General features: G+C 44.2%; 13 protein-coding genes. 5 read left to right on the plus strand and 8 right to left on the minus strand.

Annotated elements, in window-relative coordinates:
• Positions 1 to 13 precede the first annotated feature (13 nt).
• Positions 14 to 1,531, minus strand: a complete 1,518-nt coding sequence (locus MSG33_RS00950) for a phospholipase D family protein (protein ID WP_046873810.1) — start codon at positions 1,529 to 1,531, stop codon at positions 14 to 16.
• A 518-nt stretch (positions 1,532 to 2,049) separates the two neighbouring features.
• Here MSG33_RS00950 and MSG33_RS00955 point away from each other — a divergent pair.
• The 3 genes from MSG33_RS00955 to MSG33_RS00965 all read left to right on the plus strand — a co-directional run bounded on the left by MSG33_RS00955 (position 2,050) and on the right by MSG33_RS00965 (position 6,981).
• A complete protein-coding gene (locus MSG33_RS00955) occupies positions 2,050 to 3,207 on the plus strand; it encodes an efflux RND transporter periplasmic adaptor subunit (RefSeq protein ID WP_006741362.1) in 1,158 nt (385 codons plus the stop codon).
• Between the two features lie 13 nt (positions 3,208 to 3,220).
• Complete coding sequence (locus tag MSG33_RS00960; RefSeq protein ID WP_248379428.1) at positions 3,221 to 6,373, plus strand: efflux RND transporter permease subunit; 3,153 nt, start codon at positions 3,221 to 3,223, stop codon at positions 6,371 to 6,373.
• A gap of 341 nt (positions 6,374 to 6,714) precedes the next feature.
• Positions 6,715 to 6,981, plus strand: coding sequence for a hypothetical protein (locus MSG33_RS00965; protein ID WP_248379429.1), 267 nt, complete (start codon positions 6,715 to 6,717; stop codon positions 6,979 to 6,981).
• A gap of 644 nt (positions 6,982 to 7,625) precedes the next feature.
• Here MSG33_RS00965 and MSG33_RS00970 read toward each other — a convergent pair.
• From MSG33_RS00970 to MSG33_RS00995, 6 genes are read right to left on the minus strand one after another with little or no spacing between them, the layout of a single operon-like run.
• On the minus strand, positions 7,626 to 8,285 hold the full coding sequence (locus MSG33_RS00970; RefSeq protein ID WP_248379430.1) for an HAD family hydrolase: 660 nt from the start codon (positions 8,283 to 8,285) through the stop codon (positions 7,626 to 7,628).
• Positions 8,286 to 8,287: 2 nt separating this feature from the next.
• Positions 8,288 to 9,307, minus strand: a complete 1,020-nt coding sequence (locus tag MSG33_RS00975) for an ABC transporter ATP-binding protein (protein WP_248379431.1) — start codon at positions 9,305 to 9,307, stop codon at positions 8,288 to 8,290.
• Positions 9,304 to 10,092: an ABC transporter permease gene (locus MSG33_RS00980; RefSeq protein ID WP_248379432.1), complete on the minus strand. Its 789-nt coding sequence runs from the start codon at positions 10,090 to 10,092 to the stop codon at positions 9,304 to 9,306. Before MSG33_RS00980 ends, MSG33_RS00975 begins: the two co-directional genes overlap by 4 nt.
• A gap of 2 nt (positions 10,093 to 10,094) precedes the next feature.
• Positions 10,095 to 10,985: an ABC transporter permease subunit gene (locus MSG33_RS00985; RefSeq protein ID WP_248379433.1), complete on the minus strand. Its 891-nt coding sequence runs from the start codon at positions 10,983 to 10,985 to the stop codon at positions 10,095 to 10,097.
• Positions 10,982 to 11,806 (minus strand): alkaline phosphatase family protein, encoded by an 825-nt coding sequence (locus MSG33_RS00990; RefSeq protein ID WP_248379434.1) that lies wholly within the window; start codon positions 11,804 to 11,806, stop codon positions 10,982 to 10,984. Before MSG33_RS00990 ends, MSG33_RS00985 begins: the two co-directional genes overlap by 4 nt.
• A 12-nt stretch (positions 11,807 to 11,818) precedes the next feature.
• Complete coding sequence (locus MSG33_RS00995; RefSeq protein WP_104970226.1) at positions 11,819 to 12,886, minus strand: ABC transporter substrate-binding protein; 1,068 nt, start codon at positions 12,884 to 12,886, stop codon at positions 11,819 to 11,821.
• A 210-nt stretch (positions 12,887 to 13,096) separates the two neighbouring features.
• On the opposite strand from MSG33_RS00995, the gene MSG33_RS01000 reads away from it, so the two are divergent.
• Positions 13,097 to 13,825: a UTRA domain-containing protein gene (locus MSG33_RS01000; protein WP_248379437.1), complete on the plus strand. Its 729-nt coding sequence runs from the start codon at positions 13,097 to 13,099 to the stop codon at positions 13,823 to 13,825.
• A 62-nt stretch (positions 13,826 to 13,887) separates the two neighbouring features.
• On the opposite strand, the gene MSG33_RS01005 is transcribed toward MSG33_RS01000, so the two are convergent.
• The gene (locus tag MSG33_RS01005; protein WP_005392697.1) at positions 13,888 to 15,474 is read right to left on the minus strand and encodes a BCCT family transporter; all 1,587 of its coding nucleotides are present in this window, start codon (positions 15,472 to 15,474) and stop codon (positions 13,888 to 13,890) included.
• 304 nt (positions 15,475 to 15,778) lie between these two features.
• Between MSG33_RS01005 and MSG33_RS01010 the strand changes: the two genes are divergently transcribed.
• Positions 15,779 to 18,187 carry a glycoside hydrolase family 2 protein gene (locus MSG33_RS01010; protein ID WP_248379439.1) on the plus strand — a complete coding sequence of 803 codons (2,409 nt, stop codon included), beginning with the start codon at positions 15,779 to 15,781 and terminating at the stop codon, positions 18,185 to 18,187.
• Positions 18,188 to 18,213: the final 26 nt, after the last annotated feature.

The following is an 18,213-nucleotide window of genomic DNA, read 5'->3' on the forward strand; positions in this document are numbered from 1 at the left end:
ACATTGGCAATTGTTATAGCTGATCTTCAATTGGCAATATGCCGGAGAACCAAGCGCCCATTTTTCGCCATACTCCGGCCTCTGGTTCAGAATCATATTCTTTGCCTGTTTTTATGTCAGTCCAGACAATGTCTCCGTCGCGCAGAGTTAAGGCATAGGCGTTATTCGACAATTGATTCGGCAGTTGTTCTAGAAACATTTGCACATATTCTGGCTGTTCGATAACAACGGCCATTTCGGTATTCAAAGCGGCTGAACGTGGATCCCAGTTCATCGAGCCAACAAACAGAGTTTTGTCATCAATCGTCATTGCTTTTGCGTGTAAACTTGCTCTGCTGCTCCCCGTGAGGCTCCACTTGCTTTTGAGTTTCGCGCTCGCTTTTACTTCCCATAGTTTGACCCCAGCTTCGAGTAGGTCTGTTCGATATTTTGCGTACCAACCATGCACGGCAAACACGTCGTTAGAGGCGAGACTATTGGTCACAATCGTGATATCAACGCCTCGCTTGGCCGCGTTACTCAATGCTTGTGTGCCGACTTCGGTTGGGACGAAATAGGGGGAGATAAGAACAAATGAATGTTCAACACTTTTAACCAGCTCCGTTAAATTATCAATAAGTTGGCTCTCTCGGGTCGCAACTTTATCGGGTAAGTCAAACCATACTTTTGCTTCTCCCCAGTAGAGCTTGAGATTGCCTTGTTTGAGAGCTTGGTACATATCCAGTTTAGTGAAGTCATAACGGCCGGTTGAGAACTTTTCCTCTAGCTGGAGTTTGTCGACCTGCTTTTGAATCGCCAGGTCGGTAATTTGCTGTGAGTCCGGTGTTATCCATTCCATTGGTATCGCATAGGCGCTATTCCAATAGAGGTCGAACTGATCTGCAGTTTGTTGTACCGCCTCACCATAGAGCAGTAGATCAAAATCACCAAATTCGACTTGTGATTCAAAAGAAAAGTACTCATTGCCGATATTCCTACCCCCGACAATGGCAGAAACACTGTCTGCAATCAGAGATTTATTGTGCATACGGCGATTAAGACGTTCAAAGTCACTGGCAAGTGCGAACCAGCGGGAGTCGCGATACTGATGCGGATTGAATAAGCGGATTTCGATATTAGGATGTGCATTGAGGGCAGCCATCACGTCATCGTTTCGCTTTTGCATGTCGTCAAGCAAAAGCCTTACTCGGACTCCACGCTTTGCAGCTTCATACAAGCGCCACGTTATTAGCTGACTCGTTTCGTCACCACGGTAAATATAGTATTGAAGATCAAGGCTTTTTTGTGCGGACTCGATTAGAGAGGTGCGAGCAAGAAGGGCATCGTGTCCTTGATTTAAAGGAGAAAAGCCAGTGATTGACTTTGGGTCTTTCCCGTAAGCTTCAAAGTACTGTGCAAGCACAGAGTCACCTTGATACCCAAGTTGGAAGCTAGTGGATTTTTCACTGGGATCGTTCAATGACACGGATGAACATGCCGATAAAATTGTGAATAAAGAAGGGAAGAGCAGCTTAGCGAGTGTATGTAACAAAGTACATTTCCTTGTCTTACAGAGTGTTACTTATCAGAAATTATAGACCTAAGTTGCCGCAGCGTGCATCCAACAAGGTTGGATAACGGGCTATTAATCAATGAATTGTCATGTTCTCGGGATTAAGTTCACCTTTTTGAACGCAGATAATCATTTATTTTAATTATGATTGTGTCTGAATTGGTCATAATCACTAATATCTGGTGATTATGACCAATAGCACACTGGTTAAAATAGTTGAGTAATAATAACTATTTGAATTTTAATAAATAAATGCCTGGCACGTCCCTTGCTATTTAAAAGAAGAGTTAAGTCAGGGCAACTTGCGAAGTTGGTTAATTTTTTGTTAATTTTATTAACTTTGAATTGGCAATAACTCTGTAGTTAGCAACCGAAAAAGCAAGGTACGCGCTGCTTTGACGTCTATTCAAATGTAATTCCCTCACCATCATGCTTACAGGGAGTCAAAGATTTAATAAAAGCATGGTGATGAAAACAACAATAAAAAAGGATTTTCGATGTTAGCAAAACCCGTATTACGTTGGCTTTTACCTTTCGTTGTCGTTGGTGGCTCTTATGCAGGATATGCCGCAATCGCCGCGACAGCTCCGGAAAAAGAGTCAACTAAAGATGCCATTACAGAGCCTACCGTTCAGGCTTCTTCTCTTTTTCCTACCGATCATAAAGTGGTGATAACCAGCCATGGTGAGTTAGTCCCTTTTGAAAAAACACACCTTTCCGCGCAAGTCAGTGGTGAAGTGATAAGTTGGCACCCTAATTTTGTAACGGGTGGGATCGTGAAACGAGGAGAAGTGCTGTTCACGATTGAAAGTGACAACTACGAAGCGTCGGTTTTGCAAGCCGAAGCCAATTTAGCTAGCGCACGTGCGAGCTTGATTGAGGAGCAAGCCAAAGCGGAAGTAGCAAAACGCCAGGCTAAGAGACTGAGCGATAAGCAAGTGACAGACCTGTATTTACGTAAGCCTCACGTTTTGAGCGCGCAAGCGCAAGTGAAGTCGGCTCAAGCAGCACTCAAACGAGCAAAAAGAGATTTAGAAAATTGCAAAGTCGTTGCACCTTACGATGCGCTGGTTGTTGAGCGTGATATTGGTGTTGGTCAATTTGTTACATCTGGCTCTCGAGTTGCCACGCTAAACAACATTGAAGTGGCGGAGGTGCACGTACCAATTGCCGGTTTTGATAGTGCATTTTTACCCGAATCCATTGGTGAGCTCACTGCGACAGTAACGCAGCAAGGTGTGTTTTCTACCACTAGAGAAGGTCGAGTGGTTCGTGATTTAGGCATGATTGATAGCGCTACCCGAATGATTAACATGGTCATTCAAATCGCTGACCCATATGGTATTGATAATCAGCAGCCTCCAATTAAATTTGGCTCCTACGTTGAAGTGAGCTTCACAGGTAAGGAGCTAAAGCATATCTATCGCCTGCCACAGGAATTAGTCAAAAATCGCACGGTATGGGTAGTGAATGGTGAGAATCAACTTCAACCTCGGACGGTAACGGTCTTGAGAGCAGAAGGTGAGTTTTTACTCGTGGGGGAAGGTTTAGAGCAAAGTGATAAGCTGGTACTTACCTTGCCGGAGTACCCTCAAAAAGGCATGGCGGTACAAATCGCAAAAAAGAGTGACGACTCCGAAACCGTCGTACAGTAAGTAGGAGTTTGTCATGGAAGATACTAAACAAAAGGGCTTAATTGCTTATTTTGCGAATAACCCCGTCGCTGCCAACCTTTTGATGGTGTTCATCATCATCATGGGGGTGGTGAGTTTTCTCTTTATTCAAAGGCAGATGTTTCCGAACATTGAGGTGAACTACATTGATGTTCGTGCGACTTATCCTGGCGCTTCTCCTCAAGAAATTGAAGAAAGCATTCTCGTTAAGGTTGAGGAATCGATTAAAGATGTCACCGGGATTAAAAAAACGGTCTCAACGGCCTCTAGAGGTAGCGCGTATGTCTCTATCGAGGTAGACGTTAATGCTGATATCAAGCGTGTCTTGGATGATGTAAATCAACGCATTGATACTTTATCCAACTTACCTGCCGGTATGGAACCGATCAATGTCTACCAAGTTGAGTGGCGCCAAGATGTAATCGAAATGGGGTTAGTTGGGGACCGACCGCTTGAAGAGCTCAAACCCATTGCTAAGCAAGTCGAGGATGAATTACTTCAACTCAAAAATGTCATGTTGGTGTATTTGAGTGCACCAGAGGAAGAGATAGCGATTGAAGTTGATCCACTCGTTCTTCGTAAATACGACTTGACGTTGAGCGATATCAGCAGCGCGATCAGTCGTTATTCTGCCAACTTTTCTGCGGGCGAAGTCAAAACAAACTCAGGGATGATCGCAGTAAGGATTGAAAATCAGTACTACCGTGGTGATGAATTTAGGAATATTCCTGTAAAGCTTGGCGCAAATGGTGCGAAGGTTTTACTGCAAGATATCGCCACGATCAAAGATGGCTTTACGGAAGAAGAGCGCTACTTTGAATACTCAGGGCAAAATGCGATCTATATGTCTGTTGAAGCGACTCGTGATCAGAACATTATCCCTGTTGCCGAGTCTGTTCGTAATTATATCGAAGCAAAAAATAAGACATTGCCGCAGGACGTTAAGCTCAAAGTCTTAGTGGATACGACCTATTATTTAAATGGTCGTCTCGACATGATGTTGAAAAACTTGCTGCAAGGCGCAGCTCTAGTGGCGATTATGCTGACCATTTTCTTGCGCTTTCGCTTGGCAATGTGGGTAATGATTGGGCTGCCAGTGTGTTTTCTTGGCGCGGTGATGATGATGCCTGTATTAGGGATCACGGTAAACATCGTATCTCTTTTTGCCTTCATTATGGTGCTCGGTATTGTGGTCGATGACGCCATCGTGATGGGAGAGAGCGCCTACAGCGAAATTGAAGAAAAAGGCGGTGGCGTCGAAAATGTGGTTCGCGGTGTCAAACGTGTTGCCACGCCAGCTACTTTTGGCGTTTTAACCACAATTGCCGTGTTTGCCCCTTTCTTGTTGTCTAGCGGTATTGACAGTGCTTTCTTCTATGGTATCGCGGGTGTTGTGATTCTTTGTTTGATCTTCAGTTTGATTGAATCAAAGTTAATCCTTCCTGCTCACCTCGCACATACCCACTTTAAGCCAGTTAAACCTGGTGGCTGGCGTGACCGATTTAACCAACGTTTTTTTGGCTTTGTAAACGGTACGTATCGTAACTTTGTAACGACATGTACGCATTGGCGCTGGACCGTGTTTGCTGTGTTTTGCGGTTTACTGCTGATCAGTGCGGCTTTGGTCAACGCGAATTATGTTCGGGTGATCCCTAACCCTAAAGTGCCTACTGATTATCCTGCGATCACTATTGAAATGAACGATACCGTTTCAAGTGAGCAAACAATCAGCGCTCTTAAGACCATCGAACGTGTGATGCAAAAAATTGAATCAGAGACCATCGCAGAACATGGTCAAGGCATGATTCGTGATGTGCTTTCGTACAACCGAAGCCGCACCGAAGGCCGTGTTTTAGTGCCATTGGTTGATGAGGAATTACGCCCGTTCAACACATTTGAACTTGCTCGACGTTGGCGTGAAGCTATGCCAGTTATTCCTGGAATGAAGAGCATCAAAATCCGCGAGCAGAGCGCGGGTGGCGGTGACAGAGATGAGTTTGGTTACTTGCTGTTTGGTTCTAATATTAATGAATTGAACGAGGCTGGGCGTTACTTGATAGAGCGTTTACAGCAGGAAGAAGGGTTATACGATATTTCATCTTCTATTGATTCAGGAAGCAAAGAAGTGCTCCTTTCTCTTGCGCCTGTAGCGTACGATCTCGGACTGGATCTCACCATGATCGCAGAGCAAGTGGGTGGCAGCTTCTACGGTGGTGAAGCACAGCGTCTTATTCGTGATGGTGAAGAAATCAAAGTTATGGTGCGTTACCCGCAACTGACACGTGAAGCATTTTCATCATTACGTTACGCTGTGATTACCACGCCAGCAGGTAAGAAGGTCATGCTGGGTGATGTGGTGAAGATCAACGAGCAGCCGGGCGTGAGTAGCATTCGACGTGAAGGCGGGTATCAAACCGTTTATGTCTATGGTTCGATAGACGAAGAATTGGTTGAACCTCAAGAAGTCGTGAAGGTCATCGACGACAATATCTTACCGGACATGAAGCAAGTCTTCCCGAGTGTGAAAACGGAATTGGGTGGTGATATTGAAGAGCAAGCAGCGCAGCGTAATGAACAGATTCTGTTCTTTATTGCAGGCATGATCATCGTCTACATCTTGTTAGCCGTACCATTAAAAAGTTATACCCAACCTTTGATTGTAATGTCAGTCATTCCATTTAGTCTGACGGGGGCGATTTGGGGCCACTTCTGGCTAGGTTTGGATATCAGTATGATGTCGACATTTGGTTTGATCGCCGCTGCTGGCGTGGTTATCAACGACTCTCTAGTTATGACAGATTACGTAAACCAAGTGAGAGAAAAGGGTATGAACATCAAACAAGCGGTGGTTGAAGCGGGCTGTGCACGCTTTCGAGCGATCACGCTCACCTCCATAACGACGTTTGCGGGTGTATTGCCGATTATGTTTGAAACGAGCTTGCAGGCGCGTTTTGTCATACCAATGGCTGTAGCTTTGGGCTTTGCGGTGTTGTACGCAACGGTTCTGACTTTAGTGCTGGTGCCTTGTTTGTATTTAATGCTTGAAGATATTAAAAATATTTTCAGATCGATTAAGGGGTTTATTCATCGCTTTATCAATCGTTTCAGAAAGTCGCCAGTGACGTCGAGCGTTGAAGTAAATATATAGAGTTAACAAGCTTGATGTTAACGATTAGGAGCAGCCTTCGGGCTGCTTTTTTATTTCTGTATTTTGATTCAAAGCAGTTCTAGAGTGGGTTGTTACGTAATTTATTCGATGAAAGAACAGCGAGAAAATCTCCTGATAAGTTATTCTTTTTATGAATGCTTTTGTGTCTTTAATTTACTTGGTTAATTTAACACTTGGTTAGCGAAATTTACCAGATGGAGATAATGATGAATATATGGATTCATTTAAGTTATTGAAAAATAACAAAATAAAAGTTGGCATCGTATGTGCAATATATACATTGTAACTAAAACGAACTGCTAATCCTCAAGGAGCTTATTATGAAAAGCGTATTTCTATCTACTCTAAGTCTTATTGTTGTAATGTCATCACCAATCGCTGCTGCTAACACTTTAGACAAAGAGGAGTGGAGCTCAGATTTACGTCAGGACTTTTCTGAAATGAAGCATGAAGCTGTAGCAGATATTCAGCAAATGAATATGGATGCCATCCACGCACGCGATGAGCGTATCGTGAAAAACATTAAAGATGAGCAAGAACCGTTAGTAAAGGTAACGTGCCACAAAGAGAAAGCAAGCAAGTCATAACCGCCGATAAAGAGACTAACAGACGAAAATGAATCCAATATGAGTTCAGTGCTAGTTAGCAGTAAGCACTGACCTTGTTGCTCTACTTGCCAGCCTTTTAAGGCTGGCTTTTTTGTTTTTACTACCAGACCAATAAAGCTGGAAGAAAAAAGCCCGCAAAGAATTTCCTCTGCGGGCGTAATAAAGGGCACCAAATTGGGTGTCTATTCATTTTGGAGGTGGTCGAACGTCCATATAAAACTGACAATAGGCTTGGTGAGAGGCTTACCACCAGCGCGACCAACGGAGCTAAAGTTAACATTGTTGCAATGATTGTTAAAATGTTAATTCTTCAATCAATGTTTTCATTATCGTTAGTCTGGATTGTGAATATGTTGTTCTATTGTTCCTGGAATGCTTGACTGTCGAATTTGAATGCATCATGAGATATAGATGACCCTTTCTTTATCCGTTTTGGTTATATGAATCTTGTCATATCACACTGCTAAATCTTCATTATTTTTAATAATTTGACATTAGTTGCGCCATTTTGTTACTGAAGTGTTTTAGTTTTCGATGGTCTCAAATTTGAGTTCACGTATAACCAGACAATTAAAGGGAAAGAGCAGCAGTTCGCTGCCCTTTATTGCTATAAAGACCGAAGGCTAATTCCAACGTAATAGCGTCCAATGTGATCGATTCGCGTGTTCTTTGAGGCGTGGGCATGGATTTACAAGGTAGGTGTAATCTGCATATTCACATAAAGGCAAATCGTTGATTGAATCGGTATAGAAGTGTATTTCGGAATAAGGCTCAGGCTTATTTTCTAGCCACTGTTTTAATCGCGTGACTTTGCCTTCACGATAACTAGGGACACCGTCGATTTCAGCAGTATAACGGTTGTTTTTCTCGATTAAATCAATTCCGAGTGCGGTTGGAATATTAAGACGGCGACCAACGGCTTCCACCAAAAAAGTGACGCTGGCAGAGATGATAACCATATCTATACCATCACGAGACAGTTGCTCAATCAGGGTTTTGGCTTGAGGGAACTGTTTAGGCAAAATATGGCTTTCAACACATTCTTCAACCAAGGCGTTTACTTCTTCAATCGGCATGTTTTCTAGTGGCTTCATGGAGAACGCTAGGTAATCTTCCATGTCCATTTTGCCTTCAGAGTACAAGGCCATTAGACGCTGATCTTCCTTAATAAATAAAGGATCAGTCGCGATGCCTCTCTCAACCATAAACTCGTTCCAAATCATTGCGCAGTCAGCGTTTATTAGGGTTTCATCCATATCAAAAACATACAAAGGTTTGGACATGTTTAGGCTCTCACTGGTTGAATTTCGTTTAGGTTAAAGAGTAGCTCTAGTTGGCTGCCATTCGCTAGTAAGCGTTCTGAAGAGCGGTTAAGCAAGTCAACAGTGAGCTCACACTCTTCAACGTTCACTTGATAGCGAATAACATTACCTAGAAGCTGGTGGCTGGTGATCGTACCTACTTGTGGCGCTGAGATGTGGCTATCATATTGACGACCTTGCTCTTTTACATATATAGACTCTGGGCGAATCGCTACTTTCCATTCGGTATCAATGTTGAAGAGTTGCTTGGCTTTATTGGCCTCTACAAGGTTGTAGTGCCCCATGAAACCGGCCACAAACTCGTTAGCAGGATGAGTATAAATTTCTTCAGGTGTTCCTGCTTGAACAATTTCCCCTTTACTCATTAGGAAGATACGATCAGACATAATCATCGCCTCTTCTTGGTCATGAGTTACGAAGATAGTGGTGAGATTCATTTCTTTCTGAATATCTCGGATTTGCTGACGAAGATGTTTGCGGATTTTGGCATCAAGCGCAGAAAGTGGTTCATCAAGCAATAATATGCGAGGTTTCACCACCAACGCTCGAGCGAGTGCGACACGCTGGCGCTGACCGCCAGAAAGTTGATGCGGATAGTGTTTTTCTTTACCAGCCAGATCCACCAGTTTGATGACTTTAGCCACTTCACGTCGAATATCATCATTCGCAAGCTTTTTCATTTTTAAGCCAAATGCAATGTTGCCTTCGACGGTCATATTGGGAAACAGCGCATACGATTGAAAGACCATCCCAATACCACGCTCTTGCGGGACTTGATGCGTGATATCTTCTCCGTTTACCCAAATCTCGCCGCCATCGACAGGGTTAAGCCCTGCAAGGCTGCGAAGTAGCGTCGATTTACCACAACCGCTAGGGCCCAAAAGCGTAATGAATTCACCTTGCTCGATGTTAAAGTGAATGTCCTCAAATACGGTGTTATCACCAAAACGTTTAGTCAGATTTTTCGCTGTTACGTAGCTCATTGTTTGACTCCTCGGCTGAAACGACTTGCCAACCAAGTCAGGAAAAAAATAAATAGGAAGTAGGTCATCACTAAGGCAGACGTGAAGTGGCCGCTTGTCTGACGCATGTTATACAAGTAGATTTGCAGGGTTTCATAACGTGTGCCGACCAAAATATTGGCGAACACAAACTCTCCCAGTAGAAATGAAAATGAAAGGAAAAGCGATGCCATCAGCCCTTTCTTGAGGTTAGGTAAAATGACCATCAAGAACGCTTTGGTTGTGCTTGCCCCTAGTAAGTGTGCCGCGTCCATTAAATCATTGAGGTTAATAGCTTCGAAGCTATTTGAAATTGCACGATACATGAACGGTAACGCGATGGTGAAGTAAGTGCCTATTAAAATCCAAGGGGTACCGATAAGAGATATTTCACTGTCAGCATAAAGTTGAAGCAAGCCGACGGACGACACGACTGGTGGTACAGCGAATGGTAGCAAAATCAATACGTTCATGAGCTTATCGAGCTTCGGAAAGTAGTAAAACACCACGAATATCGCTGGCAGAACCAGAATCACACTGAGGGTTAGCGAAGCAATACAAATAAACAGCGAACGCCCAAACGCTTGCAAAAAGCGTGGGTCGGTCAGCAATTTAACGTACCAATCAAAAGTGAAACCATCCGGAAGCACCGTGGCGCCCCAGCGTGATGAAAGCGAATAGACAAAGGTCGCTAAAATCGGGATGAGCATGATCCCAACAATGGAATAAACCACTGTTTTATGGAATCGTGTATTAACGTTGTGCATGACTACTTCCTACCTGCATAGCTTTTCGAAATGAGCCATTGGTTAATCACTGTGATAAAGGCAAGTAACGCCATTAGAATCACCGAAATCGCAGCGGCGAGATTAGGTTCAAGGAACAGATCTCCCGATACCAGACTCGCGATTCGAATTGTGATGACGTTATAGTTACCGGAGGTCAACGCATAAACACTCGCATATGCGCCAATCGCGTTGGCTATTAAGATAATAAAGGTACCGAATAAGGCTGGTGAGAGCACTGGCAGAGCGACTTTCGCCCAATACTGCGATGTTTTGGCTCCCAATAGCGCAGCAGCTGCTTGCCAATCATCACTCAACGCGTCGAACGCAGGGTAGAGCAACAACACCGCCAGCGGGATTTGGAAGTAGATGTAAATGGCCAGCAGGCCCCATTTACCATAAAGGTCGAAATCACCGAGTAAGCCATACTGCTTGAGCAAAAGGGTAATCGCTCCATTGGTGCCCAAAATAATAATAAAAGCGAATGACAGAGGTACGCCTGCAAAGTTGCTGCTCATGTTCGTAAACGCAATCACACCGTCGCGGACTTTAGAATCGACTCTGCGTAGAGAAGAGACCAACAAAGTCGCAATGGCTAAGCCAAAAATGCTCGACCACACAGCTAACCACAAGCTGTTGCCAAACGCCTGCATCATAAAGGCGGAGTCGAGCACTTCAATGTAGTTATCTAAGGCAAACTCGCTATCGTAGATAAAGCTGTTTAACAGTACCCAAATCATCGGTGCGAGTTGAAATAGGTAGAAAAACAGCGCGAAAGGCACTAACCAAATGGCTGGCTTAAAGCGCTTTAACCAAGTGCTTGCCAAATTTGAGCGTGATTCGCTAGAGCTTGGGGAGAGGACAGAACTGCTCATAGTGCTAACAATTCCTGAGTGTATGGCTTCGTGTGGTCAAGGTTTAGCAATTGACAAACGGTGCCACAAATATCAGTTTGCTTAATATGACAATCTTGATGGGTAAACTTATCACCAATGACAAACAGGGGAACTTCTCGCTCTTCAGGTAAAATCCCACCGTGAGAAAGATCGTTGTTCATGCCATGATCGCTGGTCACAATGATTTGATACCCATCAGCAAGCCATTGTTCGATGTAGTTGGAAAGAATAATGTCTGCACCTCGCGCACAATTGCGGTATTGGCGAGAGTCTAGGCCAAACTTATGTCCTGTATCGTCGATATTCATCGGATGGATCAGTAAGAAATCAGGTTTATAGTTGCGACGTAAATACTCTGCATCCAGGAACAAGGCTTCATCAGGATAATGATCCCAATAGTAAAAGCAGCCGTGTTGGATATTCAAGGTTTCATCATGTGTGAAACGATCGCGAACAGGTTCAAATGGTGCGCGATTATAAAGCTCACTTACCCAGTGGTAGGCAGCCGCAGCGGTCACTTTGCCTTGGGCTTTTGCCAGACTGAAAATGGAATCGTGTTTGGATAGACGAACGATATTGTTGTTTACGATGCCGCTTTCTACAGGGCTAACGCCCGTTAAAATGCACTCATAAAGTGGGCGAGACATAGAGGGCAGCTCACACTGCACAGGATAAAGCGTTGCGCGAGTTTCTTGTTGGGAACGACTTTGTTCTAGAAGACCATTGAGGTAGCCCATGCAATCACGGGCTACCTGATAGTTCAGTCCATCTAGAACAACAAGGATGACCTTATTGCTCATAACGACTTACTCTTATTGCTGGTGGATTAAGACACTTTCTTGCCATTGACGTGGCAGCTTACGCGCGGACTTTTCCCAAGCTGAGAAGTCAGTCACTGGGTGAACATTGCTGTATTGGTCGTTAGCAATTAGCTTGTCTTGCACTGCTTGAGGCAGTGTGATGTTGGTGCGGATTGGACGCGCATAACCTTCTGCTAAGTTGATTTGCCCTTGATCGCTGAAGATGTACTCACGAGCAAGCTTTGCTGCATTAGGGTTCTTCGCATATTTATTGATTATGGTTGTATAACCAGAAATCACAGAGCCATCTTGAGGAATGCTCACTGTAAAGCGGTCGCGGTCAATTTTGTCGCGATAGTTCAACGCATTGAAGTCCCACATGATCGCCACTTCCACTTCGCCTTTTTCTAAGTTGGCGATGTTCGGATCGGTAAATGAAAGACGACCTTGCTTCGCGAGTTCAGAAAAGAACTTGAGCGCAGGCTTGAGGTTGGATTCGTCCCCACCGTTGGCGAACGCTGCGGCGAGAACCGCGTTGTTTGCCTGTGCTGCTACGCCGACGTCACCTACGGTCACTTTGTAGTCGCCTTTTAATAGGTCATCCCACGTTTTTGGCGCGTCTTTTACGAGGTTATTGTTGGAGATAAAAGAAATAGTGCCAGTGTAAGCAAGTGCCCAATGACCATCTTTGTCTTTTGCCCAATCTGGAATGTCATTCCAAGTTGTTGGTTTGTATGGCTGAGTGACGCCTTTTTTAACCGCTACACGTGCGAAGGCAAAACCTACGTCACCAATGTCTGCGGTCGCGTTTTTCTTCTCAGCTTCGAATTTTGCGATTTCTTGAGCCGAGCTCATATCTGTGTCTTGGTGCTTAAGGTTGTAGTTTGACTTTAAATCAGCCCAAGTGTCTTTCCAGTTCGCCCAACTGTCAGGCATACCTACACTGTAAACCGCCCCTTCTTTTTGTGCTGCGGTAACCAATGACTCAATATCGGCTTCTTTCGCTACTGTTGGTGCTGCAAGCGTTACCGCGATGATTGCCGCTGGTGCAGTAATTGAACGACTTAGCAAAGTTTTCATTGTCTCCATCCTTCTGGACTAGGTCAGTAAGTTCGCTTTGTATGCTATGGATGGAATGTGACGATTTAGCGCAAGTAATTTGACAGTTTTTATGAATTTCTATGGCACTTATATTTCATACGCTCAATATGTGTTCTGTTGATTAATGTCATATTTTTGTTACGTAAACGCCTTATGTTATTCGTCAAATTATCGTTGGACTAGATCAGAATGAGAGCGACAGGCACCGGAGAATTTGGTACCCAATTAGGAAAAATTAGAAGCAGCTTAAAGCAGCAGATTCTTTCCGGCATCATGTCGGAAGGACAAAAATTGCCATCAGAAAGAGAGCTCAGTGAACTATTTTCTACGACTCGAATCACTATCAAAGATGCATTGGTGTCTTTAGAAACTGAAGGTCTGATCTACCGAGAAGAGCGTCGTGGCTGGTATGTATCTCCGGAGCGTATCTGTTACAACCCGTTGTCTCGTTCTCACTTCCATCAAATGATTCGAGAGCAGCATCGTATTGCAGAAACCAAGTTACTCAACGTAAGAAGTGAAATGGCTGCAGGTGAATATGCAAAATCGTTAGAGGTGGAGCGAATTACCCCAATTTATGTGATTGAACGGTTACGTTTTATTGATGGGCGAGCGGTATTGTTTGTTGAAAATATACTCAAATCAGCACTGTTTGAAGGTATATTGTCCGAGAACCTCATCATGTCACTGACAGGTATTTATCGTGAGAAGTATGGCTACGAGACAAAGCGCTCTCGTTTTGATGTGATTCCAACGTCAGCACCTGCTCATGTCGCTAAAGCGTTGAACTTGGCTGAAGGACAGCCGGTTCTGAAAATTCGTCGAGTAAACTACAAACAAGATGGCAAATTAATGGACTGCGAATTCGAGTATTGGCGTCCAGATGCAGTGATGATTCGCATTGATAGCGTAGGATAAAGTGCAGAATTAAAAAGAGCCCAATGAAGGGCTCTTTTTCGCATATTGGTTAGAGAGGCGGTTTAAACTAGGCCTTGCTCTTTTGCCATTTTACTTGCGATGCCAGGCGCTTTCCAAATGCTTGGCAGCAAAATGAAAGACACAGGCACGGCGGTAATTACAATGAAAGACTGCAATGCAGAAATACCACCAGAGCCCATTGAGATAAGCGCAATAGCGACAATACCCATCATCAAGCCCCAGAATGAGCGAATCACTGCGTTTGGTTCTGTTGAGCCCGTCATTACTACACTGATTGTGTAAGTCATTGAGTCACCCGTCGTCACGATAAATGTTGTCGTTAAGATCAGGAACAGAACCGAAATGATCATTGGGTAAGGTAATTCACCGGTAATCGCTAGCAGTGCTGCAGGCAAGTTAAAGCCTTCAAACGCAGATGAAATCAAACCAGGGTTATCAAGTTCAAACGCAAGGCCACTGCCACCAACGATACTAAACCAGAAGCAAGTAATCAGCGGTGCCGCGATGCTAATAGACATGATTAATTGGCGAATTGTACGACCACGAGAGATACGAGCAATAAAGATCGCCATCATTGGGCCATAACCGATAAACCAACCCCAGAAGAATACTGTCCACCAGCTTAGCCAGCCCGTATCACCACGGTAAAGCGCCATTGGGAAGAAGTTATCTACCATGCGACCAACGCCTTGTACATAGCCATCAACAATAAAGCTTGTCGGTCCAAAGAACAGGATGTAACCAATTAACAGCACAGACAAAATAATGTTGTAACGACTGACGATTTGAATACCTTTGCTCAAACCGCTTAGTGCGGAAAGGGTATACATCAGGATCGCTGCCATGATAACCATGCTTTGAGTTACGAACGTATCTGGCAGGCCAAACAATGAGTTTAGCGCGTAGCTAATTTGTAAACCTAAGAAGCCAATAGGGCCGATTGTTCCTGCTGCTACGGCAATAATGCTACATGCGTCAGCAACATCACCAATCCAGCCTTTAATGGCTTTATCGCCAAACACAGGGTAAAGCAGAGTACGCGGCTTAAGAGGCAGGCCTTTATCGTAATGCAAGTGCATTAAGACAATGGAAGATAAACCACCAAGGATCGCCCAAGCTAAGAAGCCCCAGTGCATAAAAGACTGAGATAGAGCATTGATTGCGGCAGTTTTCGGTGAAGCTTCACCGTATAAAGGTGGGGCAGTCACAAAGTGCGCGATAGGCTCAGCAGCGGCCCAGAACACACCACCACCTGCAAGTAGAGTACAGAGTACGATTGACAACCACTTAAAGTTATCAATATCAGGTTTCGCTAGACCACCTAGACGCACATAACCAGTGCGACCAAACGCAAGAGCCAAACCAATAAGGAAATTCAGAAGAAGCAGTACTTGCCAGTAAGCTCCGAAATATTTAGTAGCAAAGCCGAAGCCGGTGTTAACCATTGCGGTTAGAGAGTCGGTATTCGTTAGGGCAAGTAAAACGAATAGAGTGAGGAAGCTACCACTTAACCAAAAGACAGGATTGGTGAGTTCGAGGCGCTTGAGCAGAGATGGGGGATGAATAGCAGAATAGTCAGCATCCTGAATAGGCGCTGTGTGGGAGGCGGCATTCGTCATATTTGACATAATTACTTCGCTTTTTAGGGCTATGAAGCCGTGCATTTCCCCTCACATCGTTTCGACGAAAAGTGTGAGGATGTTCAAAAAGCCGATGATGTTAACATGTCGAAGTTGCAAATATAACCTTAGATTTCGATTAATTTTTAACAGGTTAGCCAAGTTGCTGATTTTTGGGTAGAGATCAAAGGAAAGTGTTTTTACGTGAAGTGCACCGCATTTCGTATGTAAATAACATTTCCCTTGTTTTTGCATGGATTACTCAGGATTACATTGAGCAAACATGTTTCTTCTCCAAACTGAGGTTTACTCAATGGCTCACTTCGAACTTAATGGACAGTGGTTACTTACCTCGCCACAGCGTCCCGATATTGAAATTCCAATGTCTATTCCGGGCGATAATATTTCGGCGCTTTTACAAGCAGAGAGCATTCCGGATCCTTATTTTGCCGATAATGAAAACAAAGTTCGTTGGATTGAAGAGTGTGAGTGGCATATCTCGCGTGAGTTTGAAGTCGACGCGTTTACGTTGTCTGCCAAGCAAATTTGGATGACGCTAACTCGTGTCGATACCTTGGCAACCTTCTATATTAATGGTGAGTTAGCACTAACTTGCAGCAACATGTTTACTCAACAACGAGTTGATATCAAACCTTATTTAAAACAGGGCATAAATACTGTTCTTGTTCAATTCGCCAGAGTCGATATAGAAGGTGTGGAACGTGCTAAAAAATTGCCTTTCCCAATCCCTTCTGCAATGGGAAATAATCAAATTCCGCACATGAATTTGATCCGAAAAACGCAATGTCATTCCGGATGGGACTGGGGTATTTGCTTGATGGTATCGGGTATTTACGACCCCATTCAAATCGACATTGTGAATGAGCTTTGGCTCAAAGGCTTCTCGACAGAGCAGCAATGGCAAGCCGATGAGAGTGTGTTTCTTGATGTAGTAGTTGAAGTGGAAACGGACAGTCAACGCCATGAACTGATTGTTGAATTTAATGGTGAGCGTCAATGTATTCAAACAAAAGGAAGTGGCCACTATCACTGCCAGTTCCACATTTCGGAGCCTCAACGCTGGTGGCCATCAGGTTATGGCGAAGCTTATCTTTACCCCATTACCATTTCTTGCAGAGAGCAAAAGTTAACGCGCAACGTTGGTTTGCGTCAGTTAACCCTAAATAACCAAGCTGATGAACATGGCTCTGCGATGGAATTTATCATCAATGGCGTACCAATTAATGCCAAAGGCGCCAACTGGATCCCTATTGACGCAATGCCGGGGCGAGAATGCGAAACACGTTATCGCAACCTTTTGCAAAGTGCGGTTGATGCTAACATGAATATGATACGTGTGTGGGGTGGAGGTCAGTACGAGAGCGAGAGCTTTTACAATCTGTGTGATGAGCTCGGCTTGTTAGTGTGGCAAGACATGATGTTCGCATGTTCACTGTACCCATCTGATAATGACTTCTTAAAAGAGGTCGAAGATGAGCTTCGATACCAAATTCCGAGGCTTAAGGAGCACCCATCAATAGCACTTTGGTGTGGTGATAATGAAGTGATTGGAGCTATTGGTTGGTACGAAGAATCTAAGCACAATAAAGTCAAATACACGGTTAACTACGATCGCCTCAACCGCATGATTGAGCAGGTGATTACTGAGCACGATAGCGCTCGTCGTTTCTGGCCAAGTTCCCCGTGTAATGGTGAACTGGATTTCGGTGACGCGTGGCATGATGATAGTAAAGGTGATATGCACTTTTGGGACGTTTGGCATTCAGGAAAATCATTCAATGCCTACCTTGACGTGAATCCTCGTTTTTGCTCTGAGTTTGGTTTTCAATCTTGGCCATCTTTTGCAGAAGTTAAGCAGTTTGTCCCGGAGCAAGATTGGAATATCACGTCCCTAACCTTTGAACAACATCAGAAGAATCCTCGTGGTAACAGTATCATCACAGAGATGTTCACGCGTTATTTCCGTTTTCCCTCTGGATTCGAGAACATGCTGTATTTAAGCCAAGTTCAGCAGGCAATCGCGATCAAAACTGCGTGCGATCATTGGCGTGCCATTTCTCCAGTTTGTCGCGGCATGCTGTATTGGCAACTCAACGACAACTGGCCTGTCAGTTCTTGGTCTAGCTTGGAATACAGTGGTCGTTGGAAGCAGTTGCACTACCATGCAAAACGCTTTTTTGCGCCGCAGTATTTGGTATTTTCCGAGCATACAGGCAAGTTGAGCCTGCATTTGCTCAATGATGCCAAAGAGCCCGCAAGCGTCAACGCACTGCTCAAGTGGGTAGATTGGCAAGGGGAAGAAAAGCAATGTTGGAGCTTAGAACAAACGGTCATAGCAGACAGCAATACGATTTTGTGGCAATTGGATGAATCGGTTGAGAAGGATGAGCTTACGTCAGGCTTCTTCTATGTTGAAGCGCAAATCGGTGAAGACAGAATAAGCAACACATGGTTTTGCACTCATGAGCTGAAAACTTTGCCTATGGCAAAAGCCAATATTGATGTCTCTATTGAAGGAAGCCAAATTACATTGATTTCTGACAAGCCTGCGTTTTTTGTTCATTTGGAAAGTGATGTTGATGGCAGGTTCAGTGACTCCAGTTTTACTCTGCTGACCAACGTTCCAATGACGGTTGAGTATTTAGGTGATGATGTTTTCGGCATGCAACAGTCGTTGAGGGTATACCACCTTAATGATTAAAACGGGCATAGAGCATCTATATGCTG

This window comes from Vibrio sp. 1CM7H (assembly GCF_023161645.1).
Classification (GTDB): Bacteria; Pseudomonadota; Gammaproteobacteria; order Enterobacterales; family Vibrionaceae; genus Vibrio; species Vibrio diabolicus.